At 51.3% G+C, this 14,335-nt stretch carries 12 protein-coding genes and 2 pseudogenes; 3 read left to right on the top strand and 11 right to left on the bottom strand.

The window, feature by feature from the left end; all coding sequences use genetic code 11:
• Positions 1–25: 25 nt before the first annotated feature.
• From ACR6A7_RS04135 to ACR6A7_RS04120, 4 genes are read right to left on the bottom strand one after another with little or no spacing between them, the layout of a single operon-like run.
• The gene (locus ACR6A7_RS04135) at positions 26–967 is read right to left on the bottom strand and encodes a sugar phosphate isomerase/epimerase family protein (protein WP_434123540.1); all 942 of its coding nucleotides are present in this window, start codon (positions 965–967) and stop codon (positions 26–28) included.
• A 27-nt stretch (positions 968–994) separates the two neighbouring features.
• Complete coding sequence (locus ACR6A7_RS04130) at positions 995–1,423, bottom strand: PTS mannitol transporter subunit IIA (protein WP_434123539.1); 429 nt, start codon at positions 1,421–1,423, stop codon at positions 995–997.
• A 36-nt stretch (positions 1,424–1,459) separates the two neighbouring features.
• Positions 1,460–2,470 carry a Gfo/Idh/MocA family protein gene (locus tag ACR6A7_RS04125; RefSeq protein WP_434123538.1) on the bottom strand — a complete coding sequence of 337 codons (1,011 nt, stop codon included), beginning with the start codon at positions 2,468–2,470 and terminating at the stop codon, positions 1,460–1,462.
• 25 nt (positions 2,471–2,495) lie between these two features.
• Entirely contained in the window at positions 2,496–3,905 is a 1,410-nt protein-coding gene (locus tag ACR6A7_RS04120; RefSeq protein ID WP_434123537.1) for a sugar porter family MFS transporter, read from the bottom strand.
• Positions 3,906–4,570: 665 nt separating this feature from the next.
• On the opposite strand from ACR6A7_RS04120, the gene ACR6A7_RS04115 reads away from it, so the two are divergent.
• Both ACR6A7_RS04115 and ACR6A7_RS04110 read left to right on the top strand, forming a co-directional pair.
• Positions 4,571–5,440 carry an AraC family transcriptional regulator gene (locus ACR6A7_RS04115; RefSeq protein ID WP_434123535.1) on the top strand — a complete coding sequence of 290 codons (870 nt, stop codon included), beginning with the start codon at positions 4,571–4,573 and terminating at the stop codon, positions 5,438–5,440.
• 178 nt (positions 5,441–5,618) lie between these two features.
• Positions 5,619–6,443, top strand: a complete 825-nt coding sequence (locus tag ACR6A7_RS04110; protein WP_434123534.1) for a sugar phosphate isomerase/epimerase family protein — start codon at positions 5,619–5,621, stop codon at positions 6,441–6,443.
• Between the two features lie 89 nt (positions 6,444–6,532).
• Here ACR6A7_RS04110 and ACR6A7_RS04105 read toward each other — a convergent pair whose 3' ends face one another.
• The 6 genes and pseudogenes from ACR6A7_RS04105 to ACR6A7_RS04080 all read right to left on the bottom strand — a co-directional run bounded on the left by ACR6A7_RS04105 (position 6,533) and on the right by ACR6A7_RS04080 (position 13,182).
• Positions 6,533–6,997, bottom strand: a complete 465-nt coding sequence (locus tag ACR6A7_RS04105) for a GNAT family N-acetyltransferase (protein ID WP_434123531.1) — start codon at positions 6,995–6,997, stop codon at positions 6,533–6,535.
• 45 nt (positions 6,998–7,042) lie between these two features.
• Positions 7,043–7,447: a tautomerase family protein gene (locus ACR6A7_RS04100; RefSeq protein ID WP_434123530.1), complete on the bottom strand. Its 405-nt coding sequence runs from the start codon at positions 7,445–7,447 to the stop codon at positions 7,043–7,045.
• A 167-nt stretch (positions 7,448–7,614) separates the two neighbouring features.
• Positions 7,615–7,881: pseudogene (locus tag ACR6A7_RS04095) on the bottom strand (transposase); the annotation flags it as partial.
• A gap of 268 nt (positions 7,882–8,149) precedes the next feature.
• Entirely contained in the window at positions 8,150–10,144 is a 1,995-nt protein-coding gene (locus ACR6A7_RS04090; RefSeq protein ID WP_434123529.1) for a hydantoinase B/oxoprolinase family protein, read from the bottom strand.
• An 11-nt stretch (positions 10,145–10,155) separates the two neighbouring features.
• Positions 10,156–12,210 carry a hydantoinase/oxoprolinase family protein gene (locus ACR6A7_RS04085; protein ID WP_434123528.1) on the bottom strand — a complete coding sequence of 685 codons (2,055 nt, stop codon included), beginning with the start codon at positions 12,208–12,210 and terminating at the stop codon, positions 10,156–10,158.
• A gap of 9 nt (positions 12,211–12,219) precedes the next feature.
• Positions 12,220–13,182, bottom strand: coding sequence for an NAD(P)/FAD-dependent oxidoreductase (locus ACR6A7_RS04080; RefSeq protein WP_434123801.1), 963 nt, complete (start codon positions 13,180–13,182; stop codon positions 12,220–12,222).
• Positions 13,183–13,223: 41 nt separating this feature from the next.
• Between ACR6A7_RS04080 and ACR6A7_RS04075 the strand changes: the two are divergent.
• A pseudogene (locus ACR6A7_RS04075) lies at positions 13,224–13,820 on the top strand (AraC family transcriptional regulator); the annotation flags it as partial.
• 91 nt (positions 13,821–13,911) lie between these two features.
• Here the strand turns inward: ACR6A7_RS04075 and ACR6A7_RS04070 are convergent.
• The gene (locus ACR6A7_RS04070; RefSeq protein ID WP_434123526.1) at positions 13,912–14,223 is read right to left on the bottom strand and encodes an antibiotic biosynthesis monooxygenase; all 312 of its coding nucleotides are present in this window, start codon (positions 14,221–14,223) and stop codon (positions 13,912–13,914) included.
• Positions 14,224–14,335: the final 112 nt, after the last annotated feature.

Here is a 14,335-nt window from a genome sequence, read left to right as displayed (position 1 = left end):
GCCGTTAATGACAGGCACTGCGCTTCTAGCGGCTCAAAGTGGCGAGTAAGGCATCAATTGACGTCTGCAGGCCAGCTTCGACACTCATCGTAAGATCTTCCATTTCAAGTGACACGTCACCGTCATAACCCGTCATACGCAGCACTGAAAAGAACTCTTTCCACCATTTCAGATCCTGCCCGCAACCTACGGCGACATAGTTCCAGGTACGTGTTTTAGTCTGGGTAACGGGTTGGTACTCCATCAGTCCATCAACGTCGGCCAGACCCCGCTCTATTCGCGCATCTTTACCATGTACATGAAAGACTGCCCCTTCCAGCTTACGTGCCGCCGCAACAGGATCGGCGCCCATGGCTATCAAATGGGAGGGATCCAGGTTAATGCCAACCATGTCATCGACGGCGTGGCGCAGACGCAGTAAGGTGGATGGGTTATAAACCAGCTGACTCGGAAACGCTTCGATAGCAATTTTCTCTACACCATGGTGCTTAGCGTGCTGCACAAACTTTTTCCACCATGGAATTGCAACATCGTTCCATTGATAGTCGATTACACCCGGCATGTAATCTGGCCATGAAACCGTGGATGTTATCCAGTTCGGCACGCGATCTTCAGGCCCGCCTCCGGGTAAACCGCTCATCATCACAATCTTTTTAACACTTAGTTTGCCTGCTAACTCAACCGCCCTGTAGCTGCTTTTGGTATGGGCTTCACCCAGTTCACCAGGCGCTAGCGGATTGCCAGAACAGTTAAGCGCCACAATACGCATCTCCCGCTCAGCCAGTTCATGCTTAAACTGCTCAAGCTTTTCAGGAGAATTCAATAACTCTTCGGTTTTGACATGTGGACAGGGGGACCAGCCGCCTGCGGTCATTTCAACACCACTAATCCCATAATTTTTAACTTTGTCCAGCATGTCTGGAAAAGGTAAATCAGCCAGAACGTCAGTACACAATGCAAGTTCCATTCTCTTATCCCCAATATTTTACGTAAGTTACGCTCTTTCGAACTGATCGATAAAACCGGCTTTAGTTCTGGCATTCGCTAATAAGGTAGTCTTGACTTCATCGCCCAGTAGACCTGCAATATCCGCCAGAATCTGAATATGTTCATTTTTCGTTGCAGCCACAGCGACAACAATAAAAACAATTTTTCCTTTACCCCAGCTTACGCCATCGGGAAATTGAAATACCTGAAAGCCCGATTGAATGACGAGATCAAGGTTTTCCTTTGCGCAATGAGGAAGCGCAATACCTGCTCCAATATAAGTTGAGACACTCTTTTCCCGCGAAAGCATGCCTTGTTCAAAGCCAGGTTTGACATAACCCGCCTTTTCCAGAGCACTGGCGGCAATGTGTATCGCCTCATTTTTATGCGTTGCACGGCACTGCAGATGCAGCGCGTCTTCAGTTAAAGTCAACATGAATACTTCCTCACTGATAGCGCAAAAGTGCATTTATCAACGGTAGAGCGCTGGCTGCGGCGGAATAATGACATCGTGTTTTTCGCCATCTTTCAGCGATGCTAAACCAGCATCACACACCAGCGCCACGACGTAACCATCCCATGAGGAGGGGCCACTCATTTCGCGCCCATTGCGTACGTTATCGACAAAATGCTGCACTTCCCGGTCGTATGCCGTGGCGAAACGCTCCATGCAGGATTGTGCGATATGCTGTGCGTTGCCGCTCAGCGAACGCGTGCTAATCAGCTGCTGTTCAGTAAGCGCGACAACCGCGTTTTCGCCAATCACCTCACAGCGTATGTCATAGCCATAATGGCAGTTCACAAACAGCTCATCATCGATGCGTACACCAGATTCGGTTTCGAAAATTATGATTAAAGGATCCTGTAAATGCGGCAGCGCACGCTGGGTTTTCTTACGGGGCTTATCCACGCGTACCGAAATAATATTCTCGTTAAGCAAATAGCGGATGATATCGATTTCGTGAGTGGCGGAATCATTCACCGCCATTTCCAGCGTATAGCTTTCTGGCACAGAGGGATTCCTGTGTGCACAATGGATCAGCAAGATATCGCCGGGTTTCCCGTCATCAATCGTCTTTTTCAGCGCCTGATAACCTGGGTCGAAACGGCGCATAAAGCCAAGCTGAAGCAGACGCTTACCGGTTCTGACTTCAGCATCGATGATTTCTGCTGATTCATCAGCGGTTGGGGTTAATGGCTTTTCGCAGAATACCGGTTTGCCCGCGTTAAACGCCGCAAGAATTTGCGTTTTATGAACCGATCCTATTGAGCAAATAAATACCGCATCAACCAGCTCTGAATTAATCATCTCTTCAGCATCATAAAATGCTGTAGCGTTAAATTCTCTGGCCGCCACATCGGCTGCCTTATGATTTATATCGCAAACAGCAGTCACCCGCGCGCCAGTGATGATATTTTGAAAACGTTTCAGGTGATCCTGGCCAATCATGCCCAGACCAATCAGGCCAATATTGACAGTCATTCATTTACCCTCAGTTAATTAAGCATTAAAAACGAAATTTCTTTTCAATTTGTTCGAGTGTCAGACCGCGTGTTTCTGGCAGATATTTTACCAGCAGGATCAACATAATGATGTTAGTTGTCCCGAAGAAGCCGAAGGTCAAACCGCCTCCATAATGGTTCAGCAGGAAAGGGAAAATAGACTGGATCATAAAATCAAATATCCACAAACCGAATACCGCAAAACCCATACCGATACCGCGCATTCTGAGAGGATAAATTTCTGCCAGCATCAGCCAGAATACCGGTGCTATCCAGCCCTGCATAAACACCAGAAAAACCAGCATTAAGCCAAGGATCACATAGGGTGCGCTGGCAAAATTCGCATGCAGAACTTCCGCGCCATTAACAACTTCAGTGTGGAACAGGAACTTAAACGCTAAACCAATCAGTAGCAGGCTCACCGTGACGCCGGCCTGGCCGGTAAAAAACATTTTTCGACGTGAGTGTTTGCCAATTAACGCCATGCCAAGGAGGGTAGCCAGTACTGAAATAATGCCATTGGCTACCGCGCCGGTGACAGCCGCCGCATCGCCCAGGCCGGTGGCTTTTAATACGGTTGGCGCGTAGTACATGATGGTATTAACCCCGGTAACCCGCGTTGCCAGCACGATCATTAAGCCCGTTAATACCAGCTGAATCACCCAACGTTTTTTCAGTTCAGCGAACAGGTTCAATTTCATCTGGTCAGCTTTGACAATTTGCTGAATATCTTTCACTTCGCGGTCAACTTCTTCCGGCAGGCGAAGCGTTTTCAATACACTTATGGCCTTGTCGGTTTCACCGCGACGAATAAAGAAACGCGGTGATTCCGGCATCATAAGCATGCCAATCCATAGTAGCGCGCCAGGCAATGCTGGAATGGCTAGCATAATGCGCCAGTTATGCTGCAACTCGGGATAGAGATTCACCAGCGTTGCATTAACCGAGTACGCCAGGAACTGACCGGTAACTATCATTAACTCATTGACGGTGACTAACCGCTCGCGCTGATCGGCGCGTGCCAGTTCGGAAATATAAATAGGTACGGTGACAGAAGCGCAGCCCACTGCTAAGCCCAGGATAAAACGTGCAACAATCATTGATGGCACATCCCAGGCAAACGCCGTGCCTAATGCGCCGAACATGAAAACGGCGGCCACCCAGAGCAGATTTTTACGACGCCCTTGCTTATCTGATAAATATCCGCCAAACAGCGAGCCTAGCGCGGCACCAAATAGCAGAAATGAAGTAATAAACCCTTCTTGAGCCGGCGTCAGGTTCATATCATATTTCATGAATATCAATGCGCCGGAGATTACGCCGGTGTCATAACCAAAGCACAAGCCACCAATTGTTGATACAAGCGTAATCAACCGCATACGCTTAGGGTTTTGCAGACTAGTTTTGTTATACATAGTTTTTCCATCTGGTTGTAAGGTAATACCGTTGCAAGCCGTTTATAGTCAGAATAAAGCTATGTTTTTAATAACGTAAAAATAGAGCGATTAATTTATGGGCCAGGTAAACAGTATTTTCAATGTCAGCGCGAAGATGCTGCTGTGCCCCTTAAACGTTACGGCAACGTTACATCAAAGTTAAAAGTAAAAGCCAGATACCGCTGAGCGCACTATTTACCAGCGTGTCGGCGATCAAAAATTTTTAATTAAATTCTTGTAAAGCAGTGATAATCATCACGTCGTTAAATATTGACGTTGACATAGCAAGATTGAAGAGGTTTTTAAATATAAATTTATGGCGCCGCTGTCATTACATACCTGTGAGAAATAAAATAGCAATTTTGATGATATTTTTTCTTTTAATGAAAATATAACCCTCAGGTAGTGTTAGCACGTTGCTCTCTTTATCTGATTAAGTGCATCAGGCAGATTTTCAAAGAACGTGATGGCGCTCATGTCTCCTTCCGTGACCAGAGTGGGCATAACAAGTAAAGAGAGCTAAGGATAAGGAAATCTTCTTCTGGCATTAAATATCAGTGGGTTAAGAAGGGACAAAAAGCAAAGTTGATGATTACTACGGCATAAAGTCATGTCAGAATAGCGGCATTACGACAGGAGAGACTATGATCACCTTCAGCCTTAATGAGCATCCTTCCGCACGCGGCTTCGATAGTGGCATGCGACCGCGCCTGAGCTTCATCTGCAAAGCTGAAGGCAGAGAGGAAGCGATCCCTCGCGTAATGCATAAACATGATGAACGCTTTGAGTTAATGTTCATCCGCTCAGGCAAGGGGATTTATAATATCGACGGCCGTAGCTATGTTGTTAAAGCTGGCGATATATTGCTGTTCAATGCCAGCGTGCTTCATGATGAATGTCCGGAAGCATCAGATGACTTGCTGATATTTAGCTGTGGCGTCGAGCAACTGAAGATCGATGGTTTGCCACTAAACGTACTTACACCTCGCTCGCAAACCGCGGTCATGCCGAGCGGCAGTTATTACTATGAAATTTGCCGGCTGTTTGAGCAAATGTGGTCGCACGTCAGCAGTAAACGTCTCTACAGCACAGAAATTGGCGATAGCCTACTCAGCGTGTTGTTATTGCTGTGCCGAAATATCTGGATAGAAAGCAAACCTCAACAGGAGAGTGCCAGCATATTATTAGGGCAGCGCGTGAAGGACTATATCGATAACCATTATAAAGAAGATATCTCTCTCAATTCGATTACCGCAGCGATGAATATGAATCAGTTTTATCTGGCGCATATATTCAAAGCTTACTCGGGCTATTCCCCAAAACAATATCAGACCCGTCGCCGTATCGGTGAGGCACAGAACTTATTATTAAGCACTGATTTGGGAGTCATAGATGTAGCGAGTGCAGTAGGATACGACAACGTGAACAATTTCCATCGGATCTTTCATAACCTTGTCGGCATCCCACCTGCTCGTTATAAAAAATTCTGGATAACCGGCCAGATCAAAAGATAAGTCATATGGTTGCTTTATGTTCGGTACCATTGCCCTGCCCTAACCGGTTCTGAATTGCCTCCAGCCTTCTTTTGCTTCCGTACAGAGCAAGGTGCACCCAGTAATAGTGAGGGGCCATATGTCAGCTGTATGTCTTCAGTTGATTCCCGCTATGTTAAATCCTGATGCGGAGAAAATTATGCTTAAAGCACTGCACGGTATTTCAACACATTACTGCAATGTCGTGACTGAAGCGCGTATAGCCGCGGAAGCGGGCTATGACGGCCTGGAGTTGTTGCATGACAAATTGCTGCGCTATCTCGATCACGGCGGCAGCACTGGTGAACTTAACAAGCTGGTGCGGGGGTATGGATTGCAGACCCTGTGTCTTAATGCCCTGATAAATATTGAACGTCATCAGGGCACAGAAAAGCAGCAAATGCTGGCTGAAGCCAGGCGACTGACGCAGATTGCGTCAGATTTGGCCTGCCCGACTATTCAGATTCTGGCGCAGCATGGCATTGATCATCTGCCTGAGGGAGAGCGCCTCGATATTATTACCGAAAATATTTCTGAGATTGCCAGTATTGGTCAGCAGCATGGGGTGCGCTATCAAATTGAAGTTATCGCACATACCCGATTCAACACGCTCAATCAGGCACTGGAGGTGATTAAGCGTATAAACGCACCTAACATCGGTTTGGTAATCGACTTCTGGCACCTCTTTGCGACCGGGTATACTACGCCGGAAGAGATTCGACGGCTTGATCCCGCCCTTATCTATGGTGTGCACTTTTGTGATGGCCGTAAGCCCTACCCTGGTGAAGAGTGGAATGAAACCGTGTTGCGCGCTTATATGCCCGGCGAGGGGGATATTGATATCCAGGCATGGGGCAATGCGGTAAAAGCCACCGGTTTTAACGGCGTGTGGTCAGCAGAACTGTTCAGCCCGGCACGCTGGGAAATGGACCATGCTATCCTGGCAAAACAGATCACTGAGAATATGAGATTTTACTTAGATTAACAGACGGTTTTGGGTGTCCGCTCTGTGCCAGAAGCGGACCTTACACAGAGGTAAGCAAAACACTACGGGGAGCTTAAGGTGAAAGTTGCTCAATCAGCTTTTACCTGGCTATAAATATCTGGACGGGCAATTGTCCACGCAAAGTTTTTTTGGTTTACTGGCTCATACCCTAATTTCTCATAAAGCCAGGGCGCGGTTGTGGTAACCAACATGATCCTACGAAGCTGCTCAAATATAGGATGTTGATGTATACATTCCATCACCCATCTCCCCAGCCCCTTGCCCTGATATTCTTCCAGTATATAGACATCACTCAAATAAGCAAAAGTAGCGTAATCTGTTATAAGACGAGCAAAGCCTATCTGCACATCAGAGTGATACACCCCAAAGTTAAGGCTATTTTTTATTGATAACGCAACAGTGTCTGGTGAGATACCTTTAGCCCAGCTTGACCTCGTCAGGTAATGATGAATAGCCTGTAAATCCAGCTTTTTACTATCGGTACTGACCAGGTAATTATTTTGCTGCCATTCACTCCATTCAGAAACACTCACTTTACTTCCCCTCCAGAGGCGAAACAGTCATGCTATGGCATTGATTCAGTAAAACTCATCTTTATGCTGATATCTGTACTCTTGCGTTATACCGGTATATCCGTATGAGGCAGCCTTACAATCAATGATATGCACATTTGAATGAGGGTGTAAGTTTTCAATTACCTGATCCATAGCAGTATAAATTGCCTTTTGATATGCCGCCTTTTGATCTTTGCTACAGGTTTCATCAACAACAGTCACTTCAAGCCTGAAAGAGTTTTTTCCCCACTCCACCAGATTTTTACCATCAATAAACCAGTCTTCCCTATCGATGTACTTCACGATAACCATGGTTTCAAAGCTGTTTTTCTTCAAAATATCGCATGTGATTTGCGTTGCTAAAAGCACACACTCTTTGGTTAACTTTTCATTTTTTGACCCGGAAAGGGTCAGCGTTACACCCGGCATAGCATATCCTTATTATCACGCTCTTTTTGACTTCATTTACGAATAACCATCGACGTTTCTCACACATCCTTCAAACACTAAAATGACATATTCACTACAGCAGGCGCAAGGCGTCTCTTTCCGCCTGTATCGGCTCTTCAGCTCAGTCAGACTGTCCGCTTTGTGCCAGAAGCGGACGTGCCAGAAGCCTCGGCTTTAATGTCCCGTTCGTCAGCAACCCGCTTCAGCGCCTTCTTAAGTTGGCGGATCCCGGCCTGAGTATCAGGCTGCTCATTGCTGATGGAAGCGTCCGGCCCGTACTTTTTTATCCAGGCATTGCGACTGTGGGGAGTGATATCGAGAGGTGTTGCCACGCTGGAAACAGGATGACCACGATCAATAACCTGTTTGACCGTTTCAGGTTTACAATCTTCAGGATTGCGCTTGCTGCTGATATGCCCCTTTCATTAAGGCAGCTTAAATGACGCTGAGGGGTCGGATAAACCCGTGGCGATTCGTCTTGTAAAGGTTACAGGTGTCTCTGTTCAAACAAACGTCACCTTGATTTGTTCAGGACACCTGCCCATATTGCTCATCGATCGCTGATTGAATTCCCGTTCTTCAGCTTAACCGGTTGCGCCACTGTAGGCATTGCGCCTGCCACTGCACCTTTCCGCTTGATGTTAAATTGATCCCTCTGTGACTCATCGCTAACCGCTTCCATCATCTTGTAAGAAACTCCCGGTAGTCATCCTTTATTTCATTAAAGAGGTGATAAATGACTTCACTGCCCTGGTTTGAAAAGCCATCCGATTTTTCAGCTTTTGCGAGTGCATCGAACAGGCGATGTTTGATGTGAAAGCGCCAGATCACCGGTACCTGGGATAATATGTCGGTCAGGGCAAGATAGCGTTCAGGCGTCCAGCTTTGTTCAAATCGGGTGCGCCATGGGCCGTAATCAAAATGCGCTACGGCCTTCATAGCTGTCATCATCGTATCGCGTTTCTGCTGCGTGGCCGCGCTATCCAGCTCTCCATTACGGATCACCACACCATAATCCTGTTCTGCGCATGCGGCGGAGACGTAACCGCTTTTCACATCGCGCACGACTTGCTGAATATCGCGCTCCAGCGGTGCACCATAGCCACCGCCGCCCGCGCCAGACAGGCGGATAACATCGCCCGCCGGACAGTGAATGACGTCATTGTTGCCCAGTATTTCAGCGGATGCGCTGTCAGGGTTTTTGACGAAAATGGCATTGCTGCCCGCTTTGCCGCCCAGCACGCCCCAGGAAGCGAAATGGGTGCGATCGCGGTTGCGCGCAGTGACAGTGGTGTCAGGCGCAAAGACCTGAAACTCCATCATCAGCCCAAGACCGCCACGATATTTGCCCGCGCCGCCAGAATCCGGTACCAGACAGTAACGCGTGATACGGATGGGCACTTCAGCCTCATTAATTTCCACCGGCGTGTTGCGCAAAAAAGCCACGTTGGCACCCGATCCCTCTTCGCCATCGCCAAACGGCATGCCGCCAGCGCCGCCGCCTACCGGGCCGATAGAGGCGATTACCGACCGTCCCGAAGCGTTAGTGGTTTTGACATTAAGGATCGCCAGGCCGCAGGCGGCGCAGGCTGGCAGACGGTCGGGCACCGCCTGTGAGAAAGCGCCAAAAGTCAGGACATGCGTCAGTTTACAGGTCAGGCTTCGCATGCCGACCGCGGCCGGATAAACGGCATTCATTACGCTGCCTTCCGGCAATATGCATTCCACGACGCGATCCAGGCCCGCATTGAGCAGAATGTCAGGATTAAGCGTGTAGAGAACGTAGTGATAACCCACCAGCGCGAGCGCATGCCGCGTCATGCCGCCGGTTGGCATATTAAGAGATGAAAGCAGCTGTGGGTCGCTGCCGGTGTAATCCAGCACCGCGCGGCCACCGAGAATCTTAAGCGTCATCGCCACGCGCATCGGTTTGCCGTTAACACTGTCCTCATCGGCGTACTCCGCAAAAAAGTAATCGCCGTCAGGCACGCTCTCCAGAACCCGTTCCGCCTGTTGCGCGGCGTAATCGAGCAGCGCGTACATTCCCTGCTGAAAACTCTCTACGCCGAAATGGGCGATCATTTCATGGACGCGCTTTTCGCCATTGGCCAGCATTGCCAGCTGCGCGTGAAGATCGCCGATGTTCTGTTCCGGCGCACGCACGTTGATTTTTATCAGATTGAGCAGTGCCTCATCCAGCACGCCTTCGCGCACGATTTTGGTGGGCGGAATGCGGATCCCTTCCTGATGGATTTCCGTCAACGTGCGTGACAGCGATGCAGGTACAGCGCCGCCAACATCGGTGTTATGGATATGCCCGCCGACGAAACAGACCAGCCTGCCCTGCCAGAACACCGGTTTCCACATCACCATATCCGGGCTGTGCGTAGCGACGTTGCCGCTGTAGGCATCGTTGGTCATCGCCACGTCACCCGGTTGGTAATCATCGATCATACCCAGAACCGGACCGTAATCGAGGCCGATATACCAGGTTGCGCCCAGCGTTTTTGGCGAAGCGAAAGCCAGTCCTTCCGGGGTCAGCAGCGCGCAGGAGAAATCTTCCGTCTCTTTCACAAAAGTGGAGTGCGCTGTGCGCACCAGCGTATGTGCTATGCTCTCCGCCGCCGCCACACAGTAATTGGCCAGGATCTGCAGTTCTGAAGGTTCAAAAGCCATATCGCTACTCCTTAATTCGCCGTGTGGGTGAGATCGGTGAGGATGAGATTGCCCAGGGGATCAACCTGCGCGCGGAAACCTGGCAACAGCGTTACGGTGGTGTCGGACTGACAAATCACTGCCGGACCGGTGAAATGCTGGCCGCCCGAGAGTTGCTCGCGCTGATAGAGCGGGACGGTGTGATAAGCGCCTGACATCCACACATCAATATGTTCGGCAGGCTGCGGGGCAGCGTTATTTTGCGGCAGCGGCTCCAGCTGCGGTTTTGGCGTTGGCATACTGACCACCAGCCGCAGCGAAACCACCTGAATCTGCGCATCGCGATCGCTGTAAGCATAAAGGTGAGCATGCTGAGCATGAAACGCCTCGCGGATCTGCGCGAGATTGCCTGCGGCCAGATCCTGTTGCTGTAATGGCGTTTCAATTTCAAATGACTGCCCCTTATAGCGCATCTCTGCTGACAGGCTAAACTGACCACAGTTGCCGTCACTGACTTCACGACTCAGCCACTCACGCGCCTGATTTTCGAGCAACCGGTATTCAGCTGCCAGCTGCGGCAGACTTTCCGCCGTCAAGTCGCTGTAGATGATGCGCACAAAGTCATTCTTCACGTCAGCAACCAGGCCGCCTAACGCGCTCAGTACGCCAGGCGTAAGCGGCACCAGCACCTCGTGCATATGCATGGCGCGCGCCAGGTAGCAGGCCATCATCGGCCCGGCACCGCCAAACGGCATTAACGAAAACGCCCGCGGATCGATGCCGAAGCGCGAGACCAGGCGGCTGATACCGGCATACATGCCGGAAACGGACACTTTGATAATGGCTTCGGCGGTGGTTTCAACCGACTGCCCGAGACGTTCCGCCAGCGCGCCTATCGCGCTTTTTGCTGCAGCAACATCCACCTTAACCGCGTTGTAGCCCAGATTTGCCTGGCCGAGGATGCCCAGCGCCACAAAGGCGTCAGTAATGGTGGGCTGCATGCCGCCGCGTCCATAGCAGACCGGTCCCGGCGTTGAACCCGCACTTTCCGGACCGACCTTGAGTACGCCAAACTCATCCACGCGCGCAATGGAGCCGCCACCGTCGCCGATTGAGGTGACTGACACCGAAGGAATGTGGACCTGGTAATCACCGATATATTCGCCCGTATCATACTGCGCTGCGCCGCCGACGATCAGTGCCACGTCAGCTGTGGTGCCGCCAATATCCAGACTCATCACATTTTCGCGCCCGCACTGACGCGCTACCCAGGCTGCGCCCATTACGCCCGATGCGGTGCCGGACAGGATCATCTGCACGCATTCCGCTTTACCGCTTTCGGCACTCATTACGCCGCCGTTAGATTTGGTGACTTTCAGTTCGGCGCCCACGCCAGCCTGGCTCAGCGCCTGCTGCAGCGCACCAAGATAATGCGCCACACGCGGCTGCACATAGGCTCCGATTACTGCCGTCTGCGTGCGTTCAAACTCGCGGATGGTGGGCCAGACGTCGCTGGAACAGCTGACGAAAATGCCCGGCATCGCCTGTTCAATCAGAGACTGCACCTGCTTTTCATGAGCGGGGTTGCGATAGGCATGCAGCAGCGCGATGACTACGCCTTCGCAACCGATGTTGCGCAGCCCGTCAATGGCATGGCGCACGCTCTGTTCGTCTATGTCACGCAGGACGTTGCCAGCCGCATCGATCCGGCAGTCGATACCAAATATATTTTCGCGCGCAATCAGCGGCTCTGGCCGTAGCGAATGCAGACTGTACATATCGGGCGTTTTCAGCCTGCCCAGCTCCAGCACATCCTCAAAATAGCGATTAGTGATCAGCCCAAGCTTTGCGCCTTTTTTCTGCACTACCGCGTTTACACCCACCGTGGTGCCGTGGGTGAAATAGTGAATATCCGCCGGGTTAATCTGATACCGCTTGACCAGCTCCTGAATACCATGCAGCACCTCCTGACCTGGCTCATCGGGCCGCGAGAAAACCTTAAGGCTGTGTAGTTTGCCCGACTCTTCATCAAAGACGGCAAAGTAGGTAAACGAGCCGCCGATATCGACACCAATGCGTAATCCCATACTTTCCCCTTATTGCGTTTGCGAATGTGCAGATTTATAAAGGCGATCGCGCACCTGGTAGTAGCTGCCAAGCAGCGGCATAAACCAGGTGTTGCCGGTGTAGAGCGGATTGCCGGGCAGCGGCGAGACGCCATAAGGACTCGTGCTGAGGGGCGTCTCTTCAAGCAGATGCCGCGCCAGGCGATGGCCCAGCCAGCTCATCATGGTGACGCCGCTGCCGTTGCAGCCAACGGCATAGAAGCAGCCTTCAGGTGTCTGACCAATATGCGGCAGATAGTCGAGCGTGACGGCCACTTTGCCGCCCCAGCTGAAGCTGATTTTGACATCCCGCAGCTGTGGAAAGCGCTGTGTCATGTGCTGATGCAGCACCCGCGCCGACTGCTGCCGGTTGAGCGGATAAAAACGTGCGCGCCCCCCAAACAGCAGACGCGATCCATCTGGCGAATAGCGGAAGTAATGCGTGACGCGCTGCGTCTCCGCGACGCCGCGCTGGTGTGGGATCAGGCTGTGCCGCAGCGGCTCCGGCAACGGTTCCGTCGCGATTTGGTGGCTGGTAACCGGCACGATGCGCGCACGCAGATGCGCCATTTCAGGTCCGGTATAGCCATTGGTGGCGATGATAACGTGACGTGCATTAACGCTCCCCCGCCCGGAAATCACGCGATACTGAGCGTCAGCTTTTTCGATGCGGCTTACCGCTGAACCGCTGCATACCATGACGCCCGCCGCGCGCGCTGCATGCAGCACGCCAGCATAATAACGCGCCGGATTAAGCAGGCCAGCGCGCTCAATCAGAATGCCGCCGTGATACGCGGGGCTGTCCAGCTCAGCACGCAACTCCTCGCGCGACAGCAGCTGCGCATTGACCTGGCTGACCTCATTCAGTAACGGCAAACGTTTTTTCCAGCTCTCCAGATGCGCGGGGATCCACGCTGCTGCCAGACGGCCAGTCTGCTGGTAATCACAGTCAATGCGGTAGTGCGCGATTAGCTGCTCAAGAAAACGATAATCTTCCGCCGCCCCAGCATGGGGTATGGATTCCCCCCGAAACCTTGCATGCCGTAAAGTTTGTGGGCGTCACTACGCGTAGCCTGTATATCGAACCCGCATGCGCGGCCAGATTGCGTAACATCAGCCGCTGCGAAGTTATTGGCGTATCGCCGCTGTTGCGGCAGCTTCTGCTAGAGGCAGTAGATTTGCCGCCGCGCTATGAAAGTATGCGCGATCGAGCACTTAAAGAGTTAATGCTCCTGGAACTGGCGGCAATGCCGGTGTGCGCATTTGAGATCCCTTTGCCGCAGCAGCCCGCCCTACTGGCGCTGTGTCAGGCTTTTTTACTCGCCCCAGCCATTCACGATCCAGCCGAGCGCTGGGCCAGGGCGCTGTTTATGAGCGGCAGCTCATTTCGCCGCCATTTTCGGCAGCAAACCGGCATGTCGTTTTCCACCTGGCGTCAGCGAGCCTGTGTCGTTAGCGCGCTGTCATTGCTGCTAACAGGCACACCGGTGAATGAAGTCGCGTTGTCGCTTGGTTATGACAATGGCTCCTCCTTCGCGACAATGTTCCGTCGGGTTACGGGCCAGCCCCCTTCATTTTATCACCCAGCTTAACAGGTGTGATTTACCTGCAGCCACTGGGCCAGCCTGCAGGGCTTCTTTGTGACACTGGCCGAACAGCCGCACAGCGTCAGCCAGCAAATGATTACAAAGGAGATATCGTTTGGACGTGATGCTGGAAGACGTAAGGATCGGATAGCAGCTGAAATTGCTCATCATCCGGATAGGTAACTGCAATCTGGTATTGTTCGCCTGCGAATGCCTTTACAGCCTCAAGATCTTTCCAGTAAGTCGCCAGAAAGAAATGCTCCCACTTAGCCTGCGTCTCTCTGCGTACATACGCTCCCAGATTTCCTGGTGTCCTCTCTGAATGTTCAACGCCCGTTTTTTGCAAATGGTCTGCAAAGCCTTCTGCATACTTGATGGGTACGCATCCGTGCCATGTTCTTACTATCATGTTTCTACCCTCATGTTATGGAAGGGTTTTAAACATAACATAGTGTAGGGGAAGGTGTGATTCGTGAGCGAATGCTGTTGTTAATTTCATCTCACCGGCATCCTGTAACGGA

This window comes from Pantoea phyllosphaerae (genome assembly GCF_051025595.1).
Taxonomy (GTDB): Bacteria; Pseudomonadota; Gammaproteobacteria; order Enterobacterales; family Enterobacteriaceae; genus Pantoea.
This window is presented reverse-complemented; position numbering and strand designations above follow the sequence as displayed.

Excerpts from the sequence above, each read along its gene's own strand:
- ACR6A7_RS04120 (WP_434123537.1), bottom strand. The coding sequence starts at position 3,905 with ATGTATAACAAAACTAGTCTGCAAAACCCTAAGCGTATGCGGTTGATT.
- ACR6A7_RS04130 (WP_434123539.1), bottom strand. The coding sequence starts at position 1,423 with ATGTTGACTTTAACTGAAGACGCGCTGCATCTGCAGTGCCGTGCAACG.
- ACR6A7_RS04100 (WP_434123530.1), bottom strand. The coding sequence starts at position 7,447 with ATGCCGGGTGTAACGCTGACCCTTTCCGGGTCAAAAAATGAAAAGTTA.
- ACR6A7_RS04085 (WP_434123528.1), bottom strand. The coding sequence starts at position 12,210 with ATGGGATTACGCATTGGTGTCGATATCGGCGGCTCGTTTACCTACTTT.
- ACR6A7_RS04070 (WP_434123526.1), bottom strand. The coding sequence starts at position 14,223 with ATGATAGTAAGAACATGGCACGGATGCGTACCCATCAAGTATGCAGAA.
- ACR6A7_RS04115 (WP_434123535.1), top strand. The coding sequence starts at position 4,571 with ATGATCACCTTCAGCCTTAATGAGCATCCTTCCGCACGCGGCTTCGAT.
- ACR6A7_RS04110 (WP_434123534.1), top strand. The coding sequence starts at position 5,619 with ATGCTTAAAGCACTGCACGGTATTTCAACACATTACTGCAATGTCGTG.
- ACR6A7_RS04125 (WP_434123538.1), bottom strand. The coding sequence starts at position 2,470 with ATGACTGTCAATATTGGCCTGATTGGTCTGGGCATGATTGGCCAGGAT.
- ACR6A7_RS04135 (WP_434123540.1), bottom strand. The coding sequence starts at position 967 with ATGGAACTTGCATTGTGTACTGACGTTCTGGCTGATTTACCTTTTCCA.
- ACR6A7_RS04090 (WP_434123529.1), bottom strand. The coding sequence starts at position 10,144 with ATGGCTTTTGAACCTTCAGAACTGCAGATCCTGGCCAATTACTGTGTG.